13 protein-coding genes are annotated in these 17518 nt (G+C 71.9%); 8 read left to right on the top strand and 5 right to left on the bottom strand.

The features are described 5' to 3' along the window. Window positions 1-350 precede the first annotated feature (350 nt). Window positions 351-1580: an acetyl-CoA C-acetyltransferase gene (locus MXD60_RS17920; RefSeq protein WP_248820463.1), complete on the bottom strand. Its 1230-nt coding sequence runs from the start codon at window positions 1578-1580 to the stop codon at window positions 351-353. Window positions 1581-1958: 378 nt separating this feature from the next. Here MXD60_RS17920 and fabG point away from each other — a divergent pair, with 378 nt between their 5' ends. Next, window positions 1959-2717 (top strand): 3-oxoacyl-ACP reductase FabG, encoded by a 759-nt coding sequence (gene fabG, locus MXD60_RS17925; protein ID WP_248820464.1) that lies wholly within the window; start codon window positions 1959-1961, stop codon window positions 2715-2717. A gap of 110 nt (window positions 2718-2827) precedes the next feature. After that, window positions 2828-4012 carry a thiolase family protein gene (locus tag MXD60_RS17930; RefSeq protein ID WP_248820465.1) on the top strand — a complete coding sequence of 395 codons (1185 nt, stop codon included), beginning with the start codon at window positions 2828-2830 and terminating at the stop codon, window positions 4010-4012. Here MXD60_RS17930 and MXD60_RS17935 read toward each other — a convergent pair. Together MXD60_RS17935 and MXD60_RS17940 are read right to left on the bottom strand one after the other, a co-directional pair. Next, on the bottom strand, window positions 3996-5045 hold the full coding sequence (locus MXD60_RS17935; RefSeq protein WP_248820466.1) for a phosphotransferase family protein: 1050 nt from the start codon (window positions 5043-5045) through the stop codon (window positions 3996-3998). The two genes, MXD60_RS17930 and MXD60_RS17935, sit on opposite strands and share 17 nt — an antisense overlap. Beyond that, window positions 5042-6250, bottom strand: a complete 1209-nt coding sequence (locus tag MXD60_RS17940) for an acyl-CoA dehydrogenase family protein (protein WP_248820467.1) — start codon at window positions 6248-6250, stop codon at window positions 5042-5044. Before MXD60_RS17940 ends, MXD60_RS17935 begins: the two co-directional genes overlap by 4 nt. A 193-nt stretch (window positions 6251-6443) precedes the next feature. Here MXD60_RS17940 and MXD60_RS17945 point away from each other — a divergent pair, with 193 nt between their 5' ends. Then, a complete protein-coding gene (locus MXD60_RS17945) occupies window positions 6444-7538 on the top strand; it encodes a UDP-glucose--hexose-1-phosphate uridylyltransferase (protein WP_248820468.1) in 1095 nt (364 codons plus the stop codon). Next, on the top strand, window positions 7535-8746 hold the full coding sequence (gene galK / locus MXD60_RS17950; protein ID WP_248820469.1) for a galactokinase: 1212 nt from the start codon (window positions 7535-7537) through the stop codon (window positions 8744-8746). The genes MXD60_RS17945 and galK overlap by 4 nt, the downstream gene beginning before the upstream one ends. A 20-nt stretch (window positions 8747-8766) precedes the next feature. On the opposite strand, the gene MXD60_RS17955 is transcribed toward galK, so the two are convergent. After that, on the bottom strand, window positions 8767-9855 hold the full coding sequence (locus tag MXD60_RS17955) for a Gfo/Idh/MocA family protein (protein WP_248820470.1): 1089 nt from the start codon (window positions 9853-9855) through the stop codon (window positions 8767-8769). A 69-nt stretch (window positions 9856-9924) separates the two neighbouring features. Here MXD60_RS17955 and MXD60_RS17960 point away from each other — a divergent pair, with 69 nt between their 5' ends. The 4 genes from MXD60_RS17960 (at window position 9925) to MXD60_RS17975 (ending at window position 15082) form a co-directional block, all read left to right on the top strand. Further along, window positions 9925-12582, top strand: a complete 2658-nt coding sequence (locus MXD60_RS17960) for a valine--tRNA ligase (protein ID WP_248820471.1) — start codon at window positions 9925-9927, stop codon at window positions 12580-12582. A gap of 188 nt (window positions 12583-12770) precedes the next feature. Then, a complete protein-coding gene (locus tag MXD60_RS17965) occupies window positions 12771-13673 on the top strand; it encodes a 5'/3'-nucleotidase SurE (RefSeq protein WP_248820472.1) in 903 nt (300 codons plus the stop codon). 108 nt (window positions 13674-13781) lie between these two features. Next, window positions 13782-14636, top strand: a complete 855-nt coding sequence (locus MXD60_RS17970) for an SAM-dependent methyltransferase (RefSeq protein ID WP_248820473.1) — start codon at window positions 13782-13784, stop codon at window positions 14634-14636. Between the two features lie 176 nt (window positions 14637-14812). Then, window positions 14813-15082, top strand: coding sequence for a hypothetical protein (locus tag MXD60_RS17975; RefSeq protein ID WP_248820474.1), 270 nt, complete (start codon window positions 14813-14815; stop codon window positions 15080-15082). A 425-nt stretch (window positions 15083-15507) separates the two neighbouring features. Here the strand turns inward: MXD60_RS17975 and MXD60_RS17980 are convergent, their stop codons facing one another. Next, on the bottom strand, window positions 15508-17289 hold the full coding sequence (locus MXD60_RS17980) for an ATP-binding protein (RefSeq protein ID WP_248820475.1): 1782 nt from the start codon (window positions 17287-17289) through the stop codon (window positions 15508-15510). Window positions 17290-17518 lie beyond the last annotated feature (229 nt).

Below are 17518 nucleotides of genomic sequence, written 5' to 3' on the forward strand. Positions count from 1 at the left end.
AGATCCGAGTGTTCCGCGGCGCACCAAGATCCGAGTGTTCCGCGGCGCACCAAGATCCGAGTGTGCCGCGGCGCACCGGGCCGGGGCCGGGGCCCCGGCCGGTGACGCCCGGCGCTCATGCGCTGTCGACGAACGTGCACGGAGCGCGCGCCACGGTCAGAATCACCGTGTGTGGTCGACGTTAGCCTTGAGGATTACGTCGGCGCGCTTTTGCGGTTGTTCTGCACGGTGCAAATCGGGCAGCGGTCATTTAGAAGGACCGCGAATAGCGCGGAAACCAGGCGAAAACGGCACAACTGGCCGTTGCGACCGGTAACCGCGCTGTTCGGGGAAGGCCGGCGGGCGCCGGGCTAGGAGGCGATGCGCTCGTAGATGGCGGTGATGCCCTGGCCGCCGCCGATGCAGAGGGTCTCGAGGCCGTAGCGGACCTCGCGGCGGTGCATCTCGTGGAGCAGGGTGGAGAGGATCCGGCCGCCGGTCGCGGCGACCGGGTGGCCCAGCGAGATGCCGGAGCCGTTGACGTTGAAGCGGTCCCAGTCGCCGGCGCTCCAGTCCCCGGCGGGGAAGCCCCATTCGCGGGTGCAGGCGAGGACCTGGGCGGCGAACGCCTCGTTGAGCTCGATCAGGTCGATGTCGGAGAGCTTGAGGCCGGCGCGCTCCAGCGCCTTCGCCGTCGCCGGGACCGGGCCGATGCCCATCCGCGACGGCTCGACCCCGGCGACGGCCCAGCTCACGAGCCTGGCGAGCGGACGCAGCCCGAGCCGCTCGGCCTCCTCCGGGTGAGTCACGACGCAGACGGACGCGCCGTCGTTCTGGCCGGAGGAGTTGCCGGCGGTGACCGTCGACTCGGCGTCCTGGCGGCCCATGATGGGCTTGAGGCGGCCGAGGCTCTCCAGGCTGGAGTCCGCCCGGGGATGCTCGTCGGTGTCGACGACGGTGTCACCCTTGCGGCCGCGGACGGTCACGGGGATGATCTCGTCCGCGAAGCGGCCCTCGGTCTGGGCGGCGACCGCGCGCTGGTGCGAGCGCAGCGCGAACTCGTCCTGCTCGGCGCGGGAGATGTTGTACTCGCGGCGCAGGTTCTCCGCGGTCTCGATCATGCCGCCGTCGACGGGGTGGTTCACACCGCCGGCGGTCGTGCGACCGCGGGCCAGCGCGTCGTGCAGGGTGATGGAGCCCGAGTTCGGGCCCCAGCGCATCCCGGTGGAGTAGAACGCGGCGTTGCTCATGCTCTCCGCGCCGCCGGCCAGCACGAGGTCGGAGACGCCGGTCTGCACCTGCATCGCGGCCATCGCGACGGTCTGCACGCCGGAGCCGCAGCGGCGGTCGAGCTGCAGGCCGGGGACGGAGATGTCGAGGCCGGCGTCGAGCGCGACGACGCGGCCCAGCGCGGGGGCCTCCATCGTCGGGTAACAGGAGCCGAAGAGCACGTCGTCGATGTCGGCGGAGCCGAGACCGGTGCGCTCCAGCAGCCCGCGCAGGACGGAGGCGCCAAGCTCGTGTGCGGTCAGCGACTTGTACACGCCGCCGTACCGTCCGACGGCGGTGCGAACCGGCTCACAGATCACCGCGTCACGCATGAGAACTCCTGTCTGCGATTCGGCCGCCGGGTCCACACATGGTCCGCGCGCACCGGGCGACCCCTCACAACGCGTTCCCGCGCCGGCTTGTCAGGACAATAACGCAGGCACGACGCACATTCCCGATTCGCGATGATGACTGATCGTTCACCACACCACCCCTGATCATGGTCCTGTGTGCGCTGATCCGCATTTCTGGCACGGCCCGGGAGCGCCGAGTAGGGTTTTGCGCCGGTGACCCTCGCCGACGCTCCTGTGCGGCTGGCGTCGGCTGTGCGCGGTTCACCGGCGCGGCCGAACGCGCGCGGCGCGAACGCCTGCCCGTCATCACCGCCACCTGCCGCGAAACGGCTGCCCACCGTGAACAAGGAGATGTTGATGACCGAAACCCGACGCGTCGCGATCGTGACCGGGGCAGCCCGGGGCATTGGCGCGACCACCGCCCGCCGGCTCGCCGCCGACGGGTTCGCCGTCGCCCTGCTCGACCTCGACGAGGCCGCCGTCAAGGAGACCGCCGAGAGCATCGTCGCCGACGGTGGCACGGCGCTGTCCGCCGTCGCGGACGTCAGTGACGCCGCCCAGGTCGCCGCGGTCGTCGCCCGGGTCGCCAGCGAGCTCGGCGCGCCCACCGTGCTGGTCAACAACGCCGGCATCACCCGCGACAACCTGCTGTTCAAGCTGTCCGAGCAGGACTGGGACCTGGTCATCGCGGTGCACCTGCGCGGCGCGTTCCTGATGACCCGCGAGGTGCAGAAGCACATGGTCGAGGCCAAGTACGGCCGGATCGTGAACCTGTCGAGCACCTCGGCGCTGGGCAACCGCGGCCAGGCGAACTACGCCGCTGCCAAGGCCGGCATCCAGGGCTTTACCAAGACGATCGCCATCGAGCTGGGCCGTTACGGCATCACCGCCAACTCGATCGCCCCCGGCTTCATCGCCACCGAGATGACGAAGGCGACCGCGGCGCGTCTCGGCCAGGACTGGGAGCAGTACAAGATCGACCGGGCGAAGTCCATCCCGGTCGCCCGCGTCGGTGTGCCCGAGGACATCGCCCACACCGTGTCGTTCCTGGTCAGCGAGGGTGCAGGCTACGTCTCCGGTCAGGTCATCTACGTCGCCGGCGGCCCGAAGGCGTAACCGAACCGCATCAGGACGAGATCGCCCGGCCGGCGCCGGCCGGGCGATCACAGCGATCAGCTTCCGATCCAGTTCCCGCTCCGACGGTTGACTTCCAAGAAGGTGACGTGATGACGGGTACCGAGGTCGTGGTGGTGGACGCCTGCCGATCGGCGATCGGCAAGCGCAAGGGGTCGCTGCGTGACGTGCAGGCGCCGGATCTGCTCGGCGACGTGCTGCGGGGGCTGTTCGACCGCACTGGGCTCGACCCGGCGCTGGTCGGACAGCTCGTCGTCGGGTGCGTCAGCCAGGTCGGGCAGCAGTCGGCGAACATCGCCCGCAACGCCTGGCTCGGGGCCGGGCTGCCGCTGGCGGTCGGCGGCTCGACGGTGCAGGCCCAGTGCGGGTCGTCGCACCAGGCGACGACGATGGCCCACGCCCTGGTCGGGTCGGGCCTGACGGACATCGCGGTCGTCGGCGGCATCGAGTCGATGAACCAGGTGCCGATGACCGCCAGCACCGAGCCGACGTACGGCACCGGTCGGGGCGAGCGGTTTCGCGAGCACTACGAGGTGACCACCCAGTTCGAGGGCGCGGAGCGGATCGCCGAGACCTGGGGCCTGTCCCGCGACGACCTGGAGGCGTACGCGCTGCTCGCCCAGCAGCGCGCCGCCGTCTCGGTCGCCGAGGGCCGTTTCGCGTCGCAGATCGTGCCGGTCTCCGCGCCGGTCACCGACGACGAGGGCGCGGCTGTCGGCCACAAGCCGTTCGCGATGGACGAGGCGCTGCGTCCGACCACGCTGGAGGGCCTGGCCAAGCTGAAGGTCAACGTGCCGGACCGCCCGGGCGGCAGCCGGCACACCGCGGGCACGTCGTCGCAGATCGCCGACGGCGCCTCGGCGATCCTGCTGGCCAGCGCCGCGCGGGCCGAGGAGCTGGGGCTCACCCCCCGGGCCCGGCTGGTGCACTCGGTGCTGGTCGGCTGCGATCCGGTGACGATGCTGACCGGGCCGATCCCCGCCACCCGCAAGCTGCTGGCCGACACCGGCCGGACCATGGACGACATCGACGTCTTCGAGGTCAACGAGGCGTTCGCCGCGGTGGTGCTGGCCTGGCGTAAGGAACTCGGCGCGGATATCGAGAAGGTCAACCCGAACGGCGGTGCCATCCCGTTCGGCCACCCGCTGGGGGCCTCCGGCGGCATTCTGCTGACCCGTGCTCTGAACGAACTCGAGCGCACCGGCGGCCGTTACGGCGTGATCACGATGTGCTGCGGCGGCGGCCTCGGCACCGCGTCCCTCATCGAGCGCCTCTGACCGGACCGGCGTCGCTGTCGCGCAGGGCCCGCAGGCCCGCAGCGGCGAGCGGCGCCGCTGCGTCACCGGCTGTCTCGAATCCCTCGCCGCGGGTCAGGCCCTGCTGGTAGCGGGCATGAATGCCCTCCGCGATCACGGCGATCTTGAAATAGGCCAGCGCCAGGCAGAAGGAGTAGGTGGCCAGGTCGCGGCCGGTGACCTGGACGTACCGATCGATGATCGCGTCGGCGGGCGGCAGCAACGGACTGGTGGCGGCGGCCGTGCCGGCGAGCAGTGGGGCGAAGGCCGGGTTGCGGTAGGCGGTGTGCAGGGCGAGGTCGGCGATCGGGTCACCGAGAGTGGCCATCTCCCAGTCGACGACCGCGCGGACGCAGCCCGGGTCGCCCGGGTCGAGGATGACGTTGTCGATCCGGAAGTCGCCGTGCACGATCGACGCCCCGGACTCCGCCGGGCACGCCGCAGCGAGCCGGGCGTGCAGGTCGTCGACGTCGGGCAGGTCCCGGGTCGCCACCCGCTGCCACTGGTCGTACCACCGGCGCACCTGCCGGCCGAGGTAGCCCACGGGTCGGCCGAAGTCGGCCAGGCCCACCTCGGCGGGGTCCACGGCATGCAGCGCCGCCAGCACGTCGACCAGGGCGAACGCGCAGCGCTCGCGGTCCGCCGGGTCGAGCCTCGCGAGGTCCGTCTCCGTGCGGACGACCTCGCCGTCGATGAACTCGACAACGGCGAACCGCACGCCGAGCGGACCGTCGGCGTCGCTGGCGACGACCGCCGGTGCCACCGGCACCGTGCTGCCGGCCAGCGCGGCGACCACCCGGTACTCCCGCAGCATGTCGTGCGCGGACGGAGTGAGCCCGCCCAGCGGCGGACGGCGCAGCACCCAGCGGCGCGCGCCGTCCGTGAGCAGGTAGGTGAGGTTGGACCGGCCGCCGGCGATCAGCCGGCCGTCGAGGCGGCCGGCGAACCCGGGGACACGCTCGGCGAAGAAGCGCTCCAACGCGGGCAGGTCCAGACCTTCCACCGCCACACTCATCGGGTCGCTCCCGGCGGCGTGGCCGCGGCGGCCTGCCGACAGACCCGGCGAGCGATCGTCCAGCGGTGCGTCTCGGACGGCCCGTCGTAGATCCGGAAGGGCCGCACCTCGCGCAGGAACCGGCCGAGCGGAACGTCGCCGGAGACGCCGAGCGCGCCGCAGATCTGCAGCGATCGGTCGACGACCCGCCAGACGGCCTCGGCGGTGAACGTCTTGGCGATCGAGGTGGACTGCGCGCCGGAGCGGCCCTGGTCGAGCTCCCAGCAGGCCTGGTGGATGAGCCCGCGGGCGGCGGCGATGTCGATCTCGTTGTCCGCGATCATCTGCTGGACCATGCCGAGCTCGCCGAGCCGCGAGCCGAACAGCTCCCGTTCGTTCGCCCGCCGCACGGCGATGTCCCGGGCGTGCCGGGCGATGCCCAGCCAGCGCATGCAGTGGGTCATCCGGGCGGGGCCGAGGCGGACCTGGGCATGGCGGAAGCCCTCGCCGACCGCACCGAGCACGGCCTCGTCGGGCACCTCGCAGTCGTCGAACAGCAGCTCGGCATGGCCGCCGATCATGGTCTCGTCGAGGGTGTCGATGTGCCGGACGATCGTCATGCCGGGGTTGTCGGCGTCGACGAGGAACATCGTCGCGCCGCCGTCGGAGCCGGGCTCGCCGGCGGTGCGCGCCATGCAGATCGCGAAGGCCGCGCCGTCCGCGCCGGTGATGAACCACTTGCGGCCGTTGATCCGCCAGCCGCCGCCGACCCGCTCGGCCCGGGTGGCCAGCGCCCGCGCGTCTGACCCCGCGCCGGGCGCCGGTTCCGTCATCGCGAAGCAGGAGCGGACCGCGCCGGTCGCGAGCGGGCGCAGGTAGCGCTCCTTCTGCGCGTCGGTCGCGATGATCTCGAGCATGTGCATGTTGCCCTCGTCGGGCGCGGCGATGTTCAGCGCGAGCGGGCCGAGCAGGGCGTAGCCGGCCTCCTCGAACACGGCGGCCCGGCCGCGCATGTCCAGCCCGTGGCCGCCATACGCGACGCCGACGTGCGGGGCGAACCCCCCGGCGGCGCGGGCGGCGTCCTGCAGCTCACGGCGCGTGTCGGCGTCGGTGGCGCCGGCGGCTCCGGGGCGCTCCCCGACGGGGAGCACGACCTGCTGGACGAACTCGGCGGTGCGCCGGGCCAGCTCCGCGACGGCCGGGTCCGGACTGAGATCAATGGTCATCCGACCCCCAGATCTGACCAACGGGCGCTGACTGTTGGCAAAATCATAGGAGCGATCGCCGTCTGGCGGGCGGGCAACGGGTCCGCCCGCCAGACGGGTTCACCGCGGCGGCGAGGTGGTTGGATTGCGGCGGTGGTCGGGCCGCACCGCGGCGAGGATGCCGGGACAGCAGCCGACGGACCGAAAGGTGATCATGACTACCAGTTCGGAGTCGGCGGCCGCAGCGCCGCACCGGCGGTTCGACCCGCTGCGCGGGCGATGGACGCTGGTGTCCGCCGGGCGGGACCGCCGGCCCTGGTCCGGCGCGGCCGAGGCGGCCAGCCCCCCGGCACCGCCGCGGTACGACCCGGCCTGCCCGCTGTGCCCGGGCAACCCGCGCGGCGCCGGTGACGACCGCAATCCCGAGTACACCGGGCCGTTCGCGTTCCCGCACGACTTCCCGGCGCTGCGGCCGGATCCGGAGGCGGCGCCGCCGTCCCCGGGCGCCGGCGCAGCGGTCGATCCGCCGCCCGGACCCGCCGGCGGGCTGCTGCGCGCCGAGCCGGTCGGCGGCGTCTGCCGGGTGTTGTGCTTCGGCCCGCGCCACGACACCCACCTCGCCGCGATGTCCGACGGAGAGCTGCGCGGCGTCGTCGACGCCTGGCTGGAGCAGGCCCGCGGCCTGGGCCGGCGCTGGCGATGGGTGCAGATCTTCGAGAACCGCGGCGCCGCGATGGGCGCGTCCAACCCGCATCCGCACGGCCAGGTCTGGGCCAGCTCCGTCCTGCCCGACGAGCCAGCCGCCGAGGACGTCAACCAACGCGACTACCTGCGCGCGCACGGGAGCCGGCTGCTCGTCGACTACGCCGCCACCGAGCTGGCCGCCGGCGAGCGGGTGGTCGCGGCGCACGGCGGCTGGCTAGCGGTCGTCCCCTACTGGGCGGTCTGGCCGTTCGAGACGATGCTCCTGCCGCTTCGGCCGACGAGCGGCCTCACCGATCTGGACGACGACGGCCGCGCCGGTCTCGTCGGGATCCTGCGGCTCCTGCTGACGGCGTACGACGGCCTGTTCGGCGTGCCGTTCCCGTACTCGATGGGCTGGCACGGCGCGCCCGGTGGCCCCGCCGCCGGCCCGGCGTCGGCCGACCACTGGCAGCTGCACGCCCACTTCTATCCACCGCTGCTGCGCTCGGCGACCGTGCGCAAGTTCCTCGTGGGGTACGAGATGCTCGCCGGCCCCCAGCGCGACATCACTCCCGAGCAGGCTGCGGCCCGGCTGCGGGCCCAGGTACCGGCTGCCCGGGCATGACCGGTCCGCACCGCGACGGCGCGCGGCGGGCCGTCGCCGCGTTCACCCGGACATTCGGCACGCGACCCAGCCACCTCGTCCGCTCCCCCGGTCGCGTCAACCTGATCGGGGAACACACCGACTACAACGACGGGCTGTGCCTGCCGGTCGCCATCGACGTGGAGCTGTACCTCGCGTTCACACCGTCCGCAGCCGAGGCCGGCGGGTCCGTCGAGCTCGTCACCGAGGACGACCCGCGGCCGGCGTCGGTCCGGCTGCCGCCGCCGGCCGCTCCGCCGGACGGGCCGCCCCACCGGGCCGCAACGGCCCAGAACGGCTGGGCCGGATACGTCGAGGGCGTCGTCGTCACCGTCGGCTCGCTCGCCGGCGCGGCGGCAGCCACCCGCGGCTGGCGTGGTGCGGTGGCCAGCGACCTGCCGATGGGTGCCGGGCTGTCGTCGTCCGCCGCGCTCGAACTCGCCGTGGCGCGGGCCTGTCACGTCACCTGGGAGCTCGACTGGGACCCGCTCGCCGCGGCCGCGCTCGCCCAGCGCGCCGAGAACCTGTGGGTCGGGGCCGCGACGGGTCCGCTCGACCAGATCGCCTGCGCCGCCGCCACCGCCGGCCACGCCCTGCGGATCGACGTCCGCGACCTGCGCCTCACCGCCGTGCCGATGCCGGCCTCGCTCCTCGTCGCGGTCGTCGACACCGGCACCCGGCGGGAGCTGGTGACCAGTGCCTACGCCCAGCGCCGCGCCGAGTGCGCCCGCGCGGCCGCCGGCCTGGGCGTCGCCAGCCTGCGCGAGCTGGACGGCGGGCTGCCCGCCGACGCGCAGCGGCGCCTCGACCCGGTCGCGCTGCGCCGTGCCCGGCACGTCATCACCGAGAACCAGCGGGTGCGCGAGGTCGTCACGGCCCTGCGGCGCGGCGACCTGCCGCGCGCCGGGGAGGTGCTCGTCGACGGGCACCGGTCGATCCGCGACGACTTCGAGGTGTCGAGCCCCGCGCTGGACGCCGCGGTGGACGCCTGCCGCGCCGCGCCCGGCTGCCACGGCGCCCGGATGACCGGCGGTGGCTTCGCCGGCTGCGTGGTCGCGCTCGTCGACGCGGAGCACGCCGAGGCGTTCGCGGCGGCCGTCCCCCCGGCCTACCGCGCGGGCACCGGCCGGGACGCGGTCGTCCACCTCTGCCGGGCGGCGGCCGGCACGTCGCTGGTGCCCGCCGGCTGATCGCCCGGCCGGCGAGGCGGTCAGCCGGCGGGGTACGGCTCCCGGGGGGCGAGCCCGGCGGCGCGGTAGCACGCGTCGATCACGCGCATCGACGCGACGGCGTCGGCGGCGTCCGTCGGGACGGGCTCGCCCCGCAGCACGGCGCCGGCGAACGCGGTGAGCTGGCAGGCGTACGTGCTGGGCCGGCGGGCAACCGGGATCCGCCTACGCTTCCCGCCGGCCCGCACGGTCAGCCGGCAACCGGCCTGCGGCACGACGAAGTTGCGCACCCGGATCTCGCCGCGGGTACCGATGATCCGCGCCGTCGGGAAACCTCGCGGCAGCCGGTGCATGCCGCAGGAGATCTCGCCGGACATGCCGCCCGGGAAGGACAGCCGCGCCGTCATCACCTCGTCGATCCCGCTGCCGCCGCGTTCCCGGGCCCGCGCCGACACCACGGTCGGTGCTCCGTCGTCCCCGGTGGCGCGCGCCAGCGTGCGCACCAGGTGCACCGGATAGCAGCCCGCGTCCATCAGCGCGCCGCCGCCGAGCGCGAGGTCGTAACGGATGTTGCCACGGCTCGGGAGCGGGAGGTGGAAGCGGGCGCGGACGTGGGTGATCTCGCCGATCGCACCCTCGCCGAGCAGCTCGAGGATCCGGGTGACGAGCGCATGGTGGCGGTAGTGGAACGCCTCCATCACCACGAGGCCGGAGCGCTCCGCCGCGGCGGCGACGGCGGCGGCCTCGTCGGCGTTGGCGGCGAACGGCTTCTCGCAGAGCACGTGTTTGCCGGCGGCGAGCGCCGCGCGCGTCCAGCGCCCGTGCAGGGCGGCGGGCAGCGGGACGTACACGGCGTCGAGGTCCGGGTCGTCGACCAGCGCCTGGTAGGAGGCGACCGCCCGGGGGATGCGGTGCCTGCGGGCGAACGCGTCCGCCCGCCGCGGGTCGCGGGCGGCGACCGCAGTCACCACCACCTCGGGATTGCTCCGCGCGGGGGTGACCAGGGCCCACGGCGCGATCCTGGCCGCGCCGAGGATCCCGATCCGGATCGGCGCCGCGGGCGCCACGGGCTGCTGCGGCGGCGCCGGAAGCGGCTCCGGCAGGCCCGGCGGGCCCGAAATCCGAGTCATTCCACCTCTCCCGCCAGGCGACGTAGCGCCGACCTGTCTGGTGTCATGCCAAGGCTATAATCACCAACCGTGACCGCAAGCCCTGTCCCTCCCGCACCCGATGTCCCGCCCACGCAGTACGCCCCCGCCGAGGTAGAGGAAAAGCTCTACCGGCGATGGGTCGAGGCCGGGTACTTCGAGGCGGACGTCAAGAGCGGCAGGACTCCGTTCACCATCGTCATCCCGCCGCCCAACGTCACCGGCCAGCTCCACCTGGGCCACGCGTTCCAGCACACGGTGATGGACGCGCTGACCCGCCGGGCCCGCATGCGCGACTTCGAGGCCCTGTGGCTGCCGGGGATGGACCATGCCGGCATCGCCACCCAGACCGTGGTCGAACGCCACCTCGCCGAGTCGGAGGGCAAGTCCCGCCACGATCTCAGCCGCGAGGAGTTCGTCTCCCGGGTGTGGCAGTGGAAGGAGGAGTACGGCGGCCGGATCCTCGACCAGATGCGCCGGCTCGGTGAGGGCGTCGACTGGTCTCGTGAACGTTTCACGATGGACGAGGGCCTGTCCCGCGCGGTGCAGACCGTGTTCAAGCGGCTGTTCGACGACGGCCTGATCTACCGCGCCGAGCGGATCATCAACTGGTGCCCGCGCTGCCGCACCGCGCTGTCCGACATCGAGGTCGAGCACTCCGAGGACGCCGGCGAGCTGGTCTCCATCCGCTACGGCGACGGCGAGCGCTCGATCGTCGTGGCGACCACCCGCGCGGAGACCATGCTCGGGGACACCGCCGTCGCGGTGCACCCGGACGACCCCCGCTACGCGCACCTCGTCGGCACCACCGTCGGGCTGCCGCTGACCAACCGGCAGATCCCGATCGTGGCCGACGAGCACGTCGACCCCGAGTTCGGCACCGGCGCCGTCAAGGTCACCCCCGCGCACGACCCGAACGACTTCGAGATCGGCCAGCGCCACAACCTGCCCGCGATCACCGTCATGGACGAGCGCGCGGTCATCACCGTGCACGGCGCGTTCGAGGGTCTCGACCGCTTCGAGGCCCGCCCGGCGGTCGTCGCGGCGCTGCGCGAGCAGGGTCGGATCGTCGCGGAGAAGCGTCCCTACCTGCACGCCGTCGGCCACTGCTCGCGATGCGATACGGTGGTCGAGCCGCGGCTGTCCAAGCAGTGGTTCGTGAAGGTCGAGCCGCTGGCCGCGGCCGCGGGCGACGCCGTGCGCCAGGGCCACGTCACGATCCACCCGGCGGACATGTCCGGGCGCTACTTCGACTGGGTCGACAACATGCACGACTGGTGCATCAGCCGCCAGTTGTGGTGGGGCCACCGCATCCCGGTCTGGTACGGCCCGGACGGCGAGGTCATCTGCGTCGGGCCGGACGACGCGGCGCCGACCGGCGAGGGCTGGCGGCAGGACCCCGACGTCCTCGACACCTGGTTCTCCTCGGCGCTGTGGCCGTTCTCCACCCTGGGCTGGCCGGAGGACACCGCCGACCTGCGTACGTTCTATCCGACGGACGTGCTGGTCACCGGCTACGACATCATCTTCTTCTGGGTCGCCCGGATGATGATGTTCAGCCTGTACGCGATGGGCGACCAGCCGATCGAGCAGGCCGTCCCGTTCCGGCACATCGTGCTCACCGGTCTGATCCGGGACAAGTTCGGCAAGAAGATGTCGAAGTCCCGTGGCAACACCGTCGACCCGCTGGACTGGATGAACGCCTACGGCGCCGACGCGCTGCGCTTCACCCTGGCCCGTGGCGCCAATCCGGGTGCCGACGTGCCGGTGGGCGAGGAGTGGGTGCAGGGCTCCCGGAACTTCTGCAACAAGGTCTGGAACGCCACCCGCTTCGCGCTGATGAACGGCGCCCGCCCGCTGCCCGCCGGCGACGGCGAGGCCGCGCACCTGCCGGATCTCGACGCGCTGACCACGATCGACCGGTGGATCCTGTCCCGGCTGGCCACGGTCGTCGCCGAGGTGGATGCCGCCTACGCGCAGTACCACCTGGCGAAGGCCTGCGACGTGCTCTACCACTTCGCGTGGGATGAGCTGTTCGACTGGTATGTCGAGTTCGCCAAGGTCACGATCGGCCAGGGCGGCGCGGCGGCCGAGAACACCAGGGCGGTGCTCGGCCACGTCCTCGACGTCACGCTGCGGCTGCTGCACCCGGTCATCCCGTTCGTGACCGAGGAACTGTGGCTGTCGCTGACCGGCGGGACGTCGATCGTGGTGGCGCCGTGGCCGGTGGCGGAGACCCACCTCGCCGCGCCCGACGCCGAGGCCACGGTCGCGACGCTGCAGGCCGTCGTCACCGAGATCCGCCGCTTCCGCAACACGCAGGGCATCAAGCCGGGTCAGCGGGTCGCGACCCGGGTCGAGTTCACCGACCCGCTGCTCACCAGCCACGAGGAGCACATCCGCGCCCTCACCCGGCTGGACCCGCCGGCCGACGCGCCCAGCGTGGTGAGCCGGCTGGACGTCGCCGGCGTCCGCTTCGAACTGGACCTCTCCAGCGCCGTCGACTTCGCCGCCGAGCGCAAGCGACTCGACAAGGATCTCGCCGCCACGGAGAAGATCCGCGCCCAGGCGCAGGCCAAGCTCGGCAACGAGAAGTTCACCGCGAAGGCGCCCGACAAGGTCATCGCGGAGATGCGCGACCGGGTCAGCCGGGCCGACGAGGAGATCCGCCGCATCAACGCCCAGCTCGCCGCCCTGCCGCGGAGCTGACGCCCGGGTGGCGGTCCCTCACCTCGGGACTGCCACGCTCGGTGAGGACGTCACGCCGGATGGTCGACGTGGGCCGCCACAACGCGGACGGGCCCGGGCGGTGGCACCGGCGCCGACCACACTGTAGAAAGTGGTGCTTGCACGATGTGCACCGAACCCGGCCAGGCCAGCGCAGCTCAGGAGGACCCGTGACCACGAGGCCCGTTCGTCTCGCCGTCGCGGTGGCGGCCGTCCTGCTTGGTGCCGCCGCGTGTGGATCCTCCGGCAGTGCCGGCACCGCCGCGCCAGCCGGCGCCACGTCCACGGCGAGCGCGGCGCCGGCCTCGGCAACCGCCACCCGCGCCGCGGACACCACACTCGACGTGCTCGTCACCAACGACGACGGGGTGGGCTCCGCCGGCATCGACGCGGTCGCGAAGGCCGTCACCGCGCTGCCGAACACCACCGTCAAGATCGTGGCCCCGGCGGCGAACCAGAGCGGCACCGGCGGCAGGACCAGCGGCGGCGAGGTCGCCCACAACGACGACACGACCGCCAGTGGCCAGCCGGCCGTCGCGGTCAGCGGCTTCCCGGCGGACGCGGTCAACGTGGCGCTCGACGATCTCGGCCTCAAGCCCGACCTCGTCGTCTCCGGCATCAACGAGGGGCAGAACCTCGGTCCGGTGGTCAACCTGTCCGGCACCGTCGGGGCGGCCCGCGCCGCCGCCCAGCGCGGCATCCCCGCGCTCGCCGCGAGCGAGGGCCTCGGCGACACCTACGACTACGCCCCCGGGGTCGCCCAGGTCGTCGCCTGGATCACCGCCCACCGCACGGCGCTGCTCGCCACCTCCGCCGCCGGCGGCAGCCCGGCCAGCGCCGCGGGCGGCGCCGCCGCCGCGCAGACCGTCGCGAACCTGAACATCCCGAACTGCTTCGCCGGCGGCTCGGTCCGCGGGCTGCGCGAACTCCCCAGCGAGGCGACCGCGTCCGACCCGTCCGCCGTGCTCAGGGCCCAGAGCTGCACGTCGACGGCATCCCCCGCCCACGAGGTCGGCGCCTTCAACGCCGGCTTCGCGACGCTCACCACCGTGCCCGCCCAGCCAACCGGCTGACCAGGCCTTTCGGCCGGACGTTCACCACTGTCGTTTTCGACCGGTCTGCCACCGTTATGATGCCAGCGTGATGCGCGAGGAAAGCCTTACGTGCGCGGGCAGGCGCGGGTGAGCGGCGAAAGTCTGTCCGAGTCCCCGGCCTGGTGGCGCAGCCGGGCGCAGGCCCACCCGCCCGTCGACCTGAAGACCGATCAGCCTCATTCCGCCCGGATGTACGACTACTACCTCGGCGGCAAGGACAACTTCCCCGCCGACCGGGCGGCCGCCGAGCAGGCCCTCGCCAGCTTCCCGAACGCCCGCACGGCTTCCCACGCGAACCGGGCGTTCATGGCTCGCACCACCCGCCACCTCGCCGGCGAGGCCGGGATCCGCCAGTTCCTCGACATCGGAACCGGCATCCCCACCAGCCCGAACCTGCACGAAGTCGCCCAGAGCGTCGCCCCGCAGGCCCGAGTCGTGTACGCGGACAACGACCCGATCGTGCTGACCCACGCCCGCGCGCTGCTCACCGGCACCGCCCAGGGCGCGACCGCCTACCTGGACGTCGACCTGCACGACCCGCAGCGGATCCTCACCGCCCAGGAGCTGCACGACACCCTCGACCTCACCCAGCCGGTCGCCCTCTCCGTCCTCGCGATCATGCACTTCGTCCCGGACGCCGACGACCCGCACGGCCTGCTGCGCCAGCTCCTCGACGGCCTGCCCGCCGGCAGCTACCTGACCCTCACCCACGCCACCGCCGATCACGACGACGGCATGGAGCGCCTCGCCGCCTCCTACCGGGCCAGCGGCATCCCCGCGCAGCAACGCACCCGCGCCGAGGTCCTCCGCTTCTTCGACGGCCTGGACCTCCTCGACCCCGGCCTCCAGATCGTCCACCGCTGGCGCCCCGACCCCGACACCCCGCCCGACCTCACCGACGCCCAGGTCAGCTTCTACGGCGCCGTCGCCCGCAAACGCTGACAGCCGCCCCGGGTCGGCAGTTCTCCCCATCCGACACCCGCACCCTGCGCGCGGCGACGGCCCTCGCCGGAAACTACCGGGAGGGTCCCCGGCTGGTTGGCCGGCGGCCGTCCGACGGAAGGTGGAAATGCGCCGCTTACGGCGTATCCACCCGTTCAAGTGACGGTACTGGCACGGTGAGCAGCGAGGGCATCCGTGATCTTTTTCGCGATGACACGGACCAACGGGATCGCGCGCTGCCGGCCTCCGCCCCGGACGCGTCCTCCGTCGAGGCGAAGATGGCGGCACTCGAACGGCGCGCCCGTGGCGAGTCCGGCGACGAACCCGAACCCGGCGACGTCGACGCGCGGCGCCCCACCCCAGAAGCGCGGGGCGCTGGGAACGGCGACGAGCGAGCGGCACTGTGGTCGAGCGAGCGGCACTGTGGTCAAAGCTCGACTCCCTGAAACGCTGGGCAACGGCCCGGGACGAACCGTCATCTGCAGACTCGCCTGACCGACCGCAGACCGCCCTGGAACGCAAGTTGGCCCGCCTTGATGGGGGTGTCGACCAGCAAGCCGAATCCGCACCGCCTGAGATTCGCGGGACAATGACCCAGCGCGATTTCTGGCAAAATCATCCCGACGAGTATGTTCCGCCGGACCGCAGGGCACCCAGACCGGATGTTCCCGAACCCTTCCAGAATCCCCATCAATGGATTGATCGGATAAACGGTGTTGGTATCCGACGTCCAGCCGTGATTTAACGGATCACCGAGCGCGGGCTCCGACGGGCCATCCCGGACGCCGGCGAGACCCTGCCGGTACGCGGAGCACCGGGAGCGCCTGCGCGCCTGCTTCGAACCGCGTGTTCCACAACTCGATATCGGCGCTCAGCCGTGCCGTAGCTTCCAGCGGTGACTCCGCTGTCCGGGTCTCGGATCGAGTTCCGACACATCTTCCATACGGTGCAGCCATCGCAACGTACCCTGGGGTGACAGCCGTAGAACGTCCGCGATCTCGCGCGTGTCGCGTGGGCCGTCTGCCAGCAGGGCACGGATGTCCGCAGAACGATCACGTCGCCGCGCAGACGTGACACCAGTCGCGTCCGCCGGCCCGGCCGCGCTCGGCCAGAGCGCTGCCTGCGTGTTTCTGCCTTCCTCCGCACGACCGCCGGCAACGCCCTCGGCAAGACGCCACAGGGTCCAGCGGCGATCCCGAGCCTTCTCCAGTAGGCCCGTCGTTGCCATGCTGCTCAGGTCCTTGGAGGCGGTTACCGAGTCGCAACCGGTAAGGCTCCGGTACTGCTGATTGGTGATCGTTGCGTTGCGGTGCAGGAAGGCGAGTCCCAGTCGCTGCTGATCGCTGAGAGCCGCGGTGTCAATGGTGGACAACCAGGCAACGGCCTCGTCATCCAGCAGGCTGTGATTGTGGAATACGACGCGAAACTCGCGGATGCTGTCGATCAGTTCAGGCGGCTCGATTCCGCCCGCGCGCAGCGCCGCAGCCATGGCCAACAAACCCGACCCACGGTTCTCACACACTGTCCGGCCGGTTCCCGGAAACTCCACGTCCTCAAGCAGCTTGGCCAGCAGCGAGTTTCGGGAGGAGGAAATGTGTTCTGCCAGCAGGTCCTCTCGATTGACCGGGCCGTGGAGACCTCCTGGGTTGGCCACCACCAACCGATCGGGATATAGCTCGACCCGCACCTGCGTCCCTTGCGCCAGGGGGTGATAGTCCCGGTGCATCAGAGCGTTGGCGACGACCTCCCGCACCGCCTCCTCGGGGTACTCCCAGTGATCCAGTCGGCCCATGCCAACGATCACTGAGCGTCGCGTCATGTTCCGCCGCGCCGCGGCCAGAGCCGTAGCCACCATGATCGGGACGGAGCCGTCTATCGACTGGTTGTCGAGAAAGCGCGTGCCGTCCCGCAACGGCTCTCCCGTCACGGTGGGATAGGCGACGAAGGTGATGTCGAGTTGCGGAAAGAAGCTCTGGGGATACCGGCCGAGCGCCAACAGCCCGGCGAGGCTGGGTCTGACCCCGTCATCCGTATCGATGAGGACCCGCAGCATCCGAAGCATCTCGTCGTCCGACACGCTCGTGAACAGAGGGCCCCGCGTGGCGCGCATCCGCCGCACCAGCGCCGCGACGAGGTCGCTATCGAGATCCGCTGGAGTCGCCGCCAGGACGGGAAGCCCATCGTCACGAGGCTGCCCACGTGAAGCGACCAGAACGTGTACCTCATAGAACGAGAGGAGCCGGTCGCCGTCGTGTGTCCGCAGGTAGGAACCTCGCTCCTGTCCTCGGGCTTTCACGTGGCACGGCTTGCGATCAGCCGACATCTCCTCGACACGGGCTACGACAATCGGCTGTCCGTCGACCTCGGCGATGTCGATCTCCGGTCGGATCGGAGGTTCAAGCTGGTCGGCGCAGGCGGAAGCGAGATCGCTGGCGAGCTTCGCCGGATCGATCTCGACCGGCGTGAACCCTCGAGCCTCGTCGAGGCCGAGGATCAGCAGACCGCCCCGGGCGTTCGCGAAGGCTGAGACCGTCTCCATGACCGACTTCGGCAGCCCGCTCCCAGCGGCCTTGGCTTCGATGGACTGCAGGTCGGTACGAGCTCTGCGGATACGTGCGACCGCCTCGTCGACCTCGCTCTGAAGGCTTCCCACAGCCACCCTCCACCCACAACTTAAGTTGATCTACAACTTGAGCGACAACTTAGCCTACAAGTTGTGGCTTAAGTTGTCGATCGCCGCCTTAAATTGTCGATCGTTAAGCTAAGTTGTCGATCGTTTTGGCGGTACCTACGATCTTCTCCGGGTCGGCGGCGGCCCTTTCCATGGTCAACGTGGCGGCGGCCCGGGGCGACGTGGCCCGTGGTCCGCGGGCACTCGAACC

The sequence above is a fragment of the Frankia sp. AgB32 genome (assembly GCF_023243045.1).
Classification (GTDB): domain Bacteria; phylum Actinomycetota; class Actinomycetes; order Frankiales; family Frankiaceae; genus Frankia.

Coding starts and splice junctions, on each gene's coding strand:
- MXD60_RS17930 (WP_248820465.1), top strand. CDS start 2,828: ATGACGGGTACCGAGGTCGTGGTGGTGGACGCCTGCCGATCGGCGATC.
- MXD60_RS17940 (WP_248820467.1), bottom strand. CDS start 6,250: ATGACCATTGATCTCAGTCCGGACCCGGCCGTCGCGGAGCTGGCCCGG.
- fabG (WP_248820464.1), top strand. CDS start 1,959: ATGACCGAAACCCGACGCGTCGCGATCGTGACCGGGGCAGCCCGGGGC.
- galK (WP_248820469.1), top strand. CDS start 7,535: ATGACCGGTCCGCACCGCGACGGCGCGCGGCGGGCCGTCGCCGCGTTC.
- MXD60_RS17945 (WP_248820468.1), top strand. CDS start 6,444: ATGACTACCAGTTCGGAGTCGGCGGCCGCAGCGCCGCACCGGCGGTTC.
- MXD60_RS17920 (WP_248820463.1), bottom strand. CDS start 1,580: ATGCGTGACGCGGTGATCTGTGAGCCGGTTCGCACCGCCGTCGGACGG.
- MXD60_RS17955 (WP_248820470.1), bottom strand. CDS start 9,855: ATGACTCGGATTTCGGGCCCGCCGGGCCTGCCGGAGCCGCTTCCGGCG.
- MXD60_RS17935 (WP_248820466.1), bottom strand. CDS start 5,045: ATGAGTGTGGCGGTGGAAGGTCTGGACCTGCCCGCGTTGGAGCGCTTC.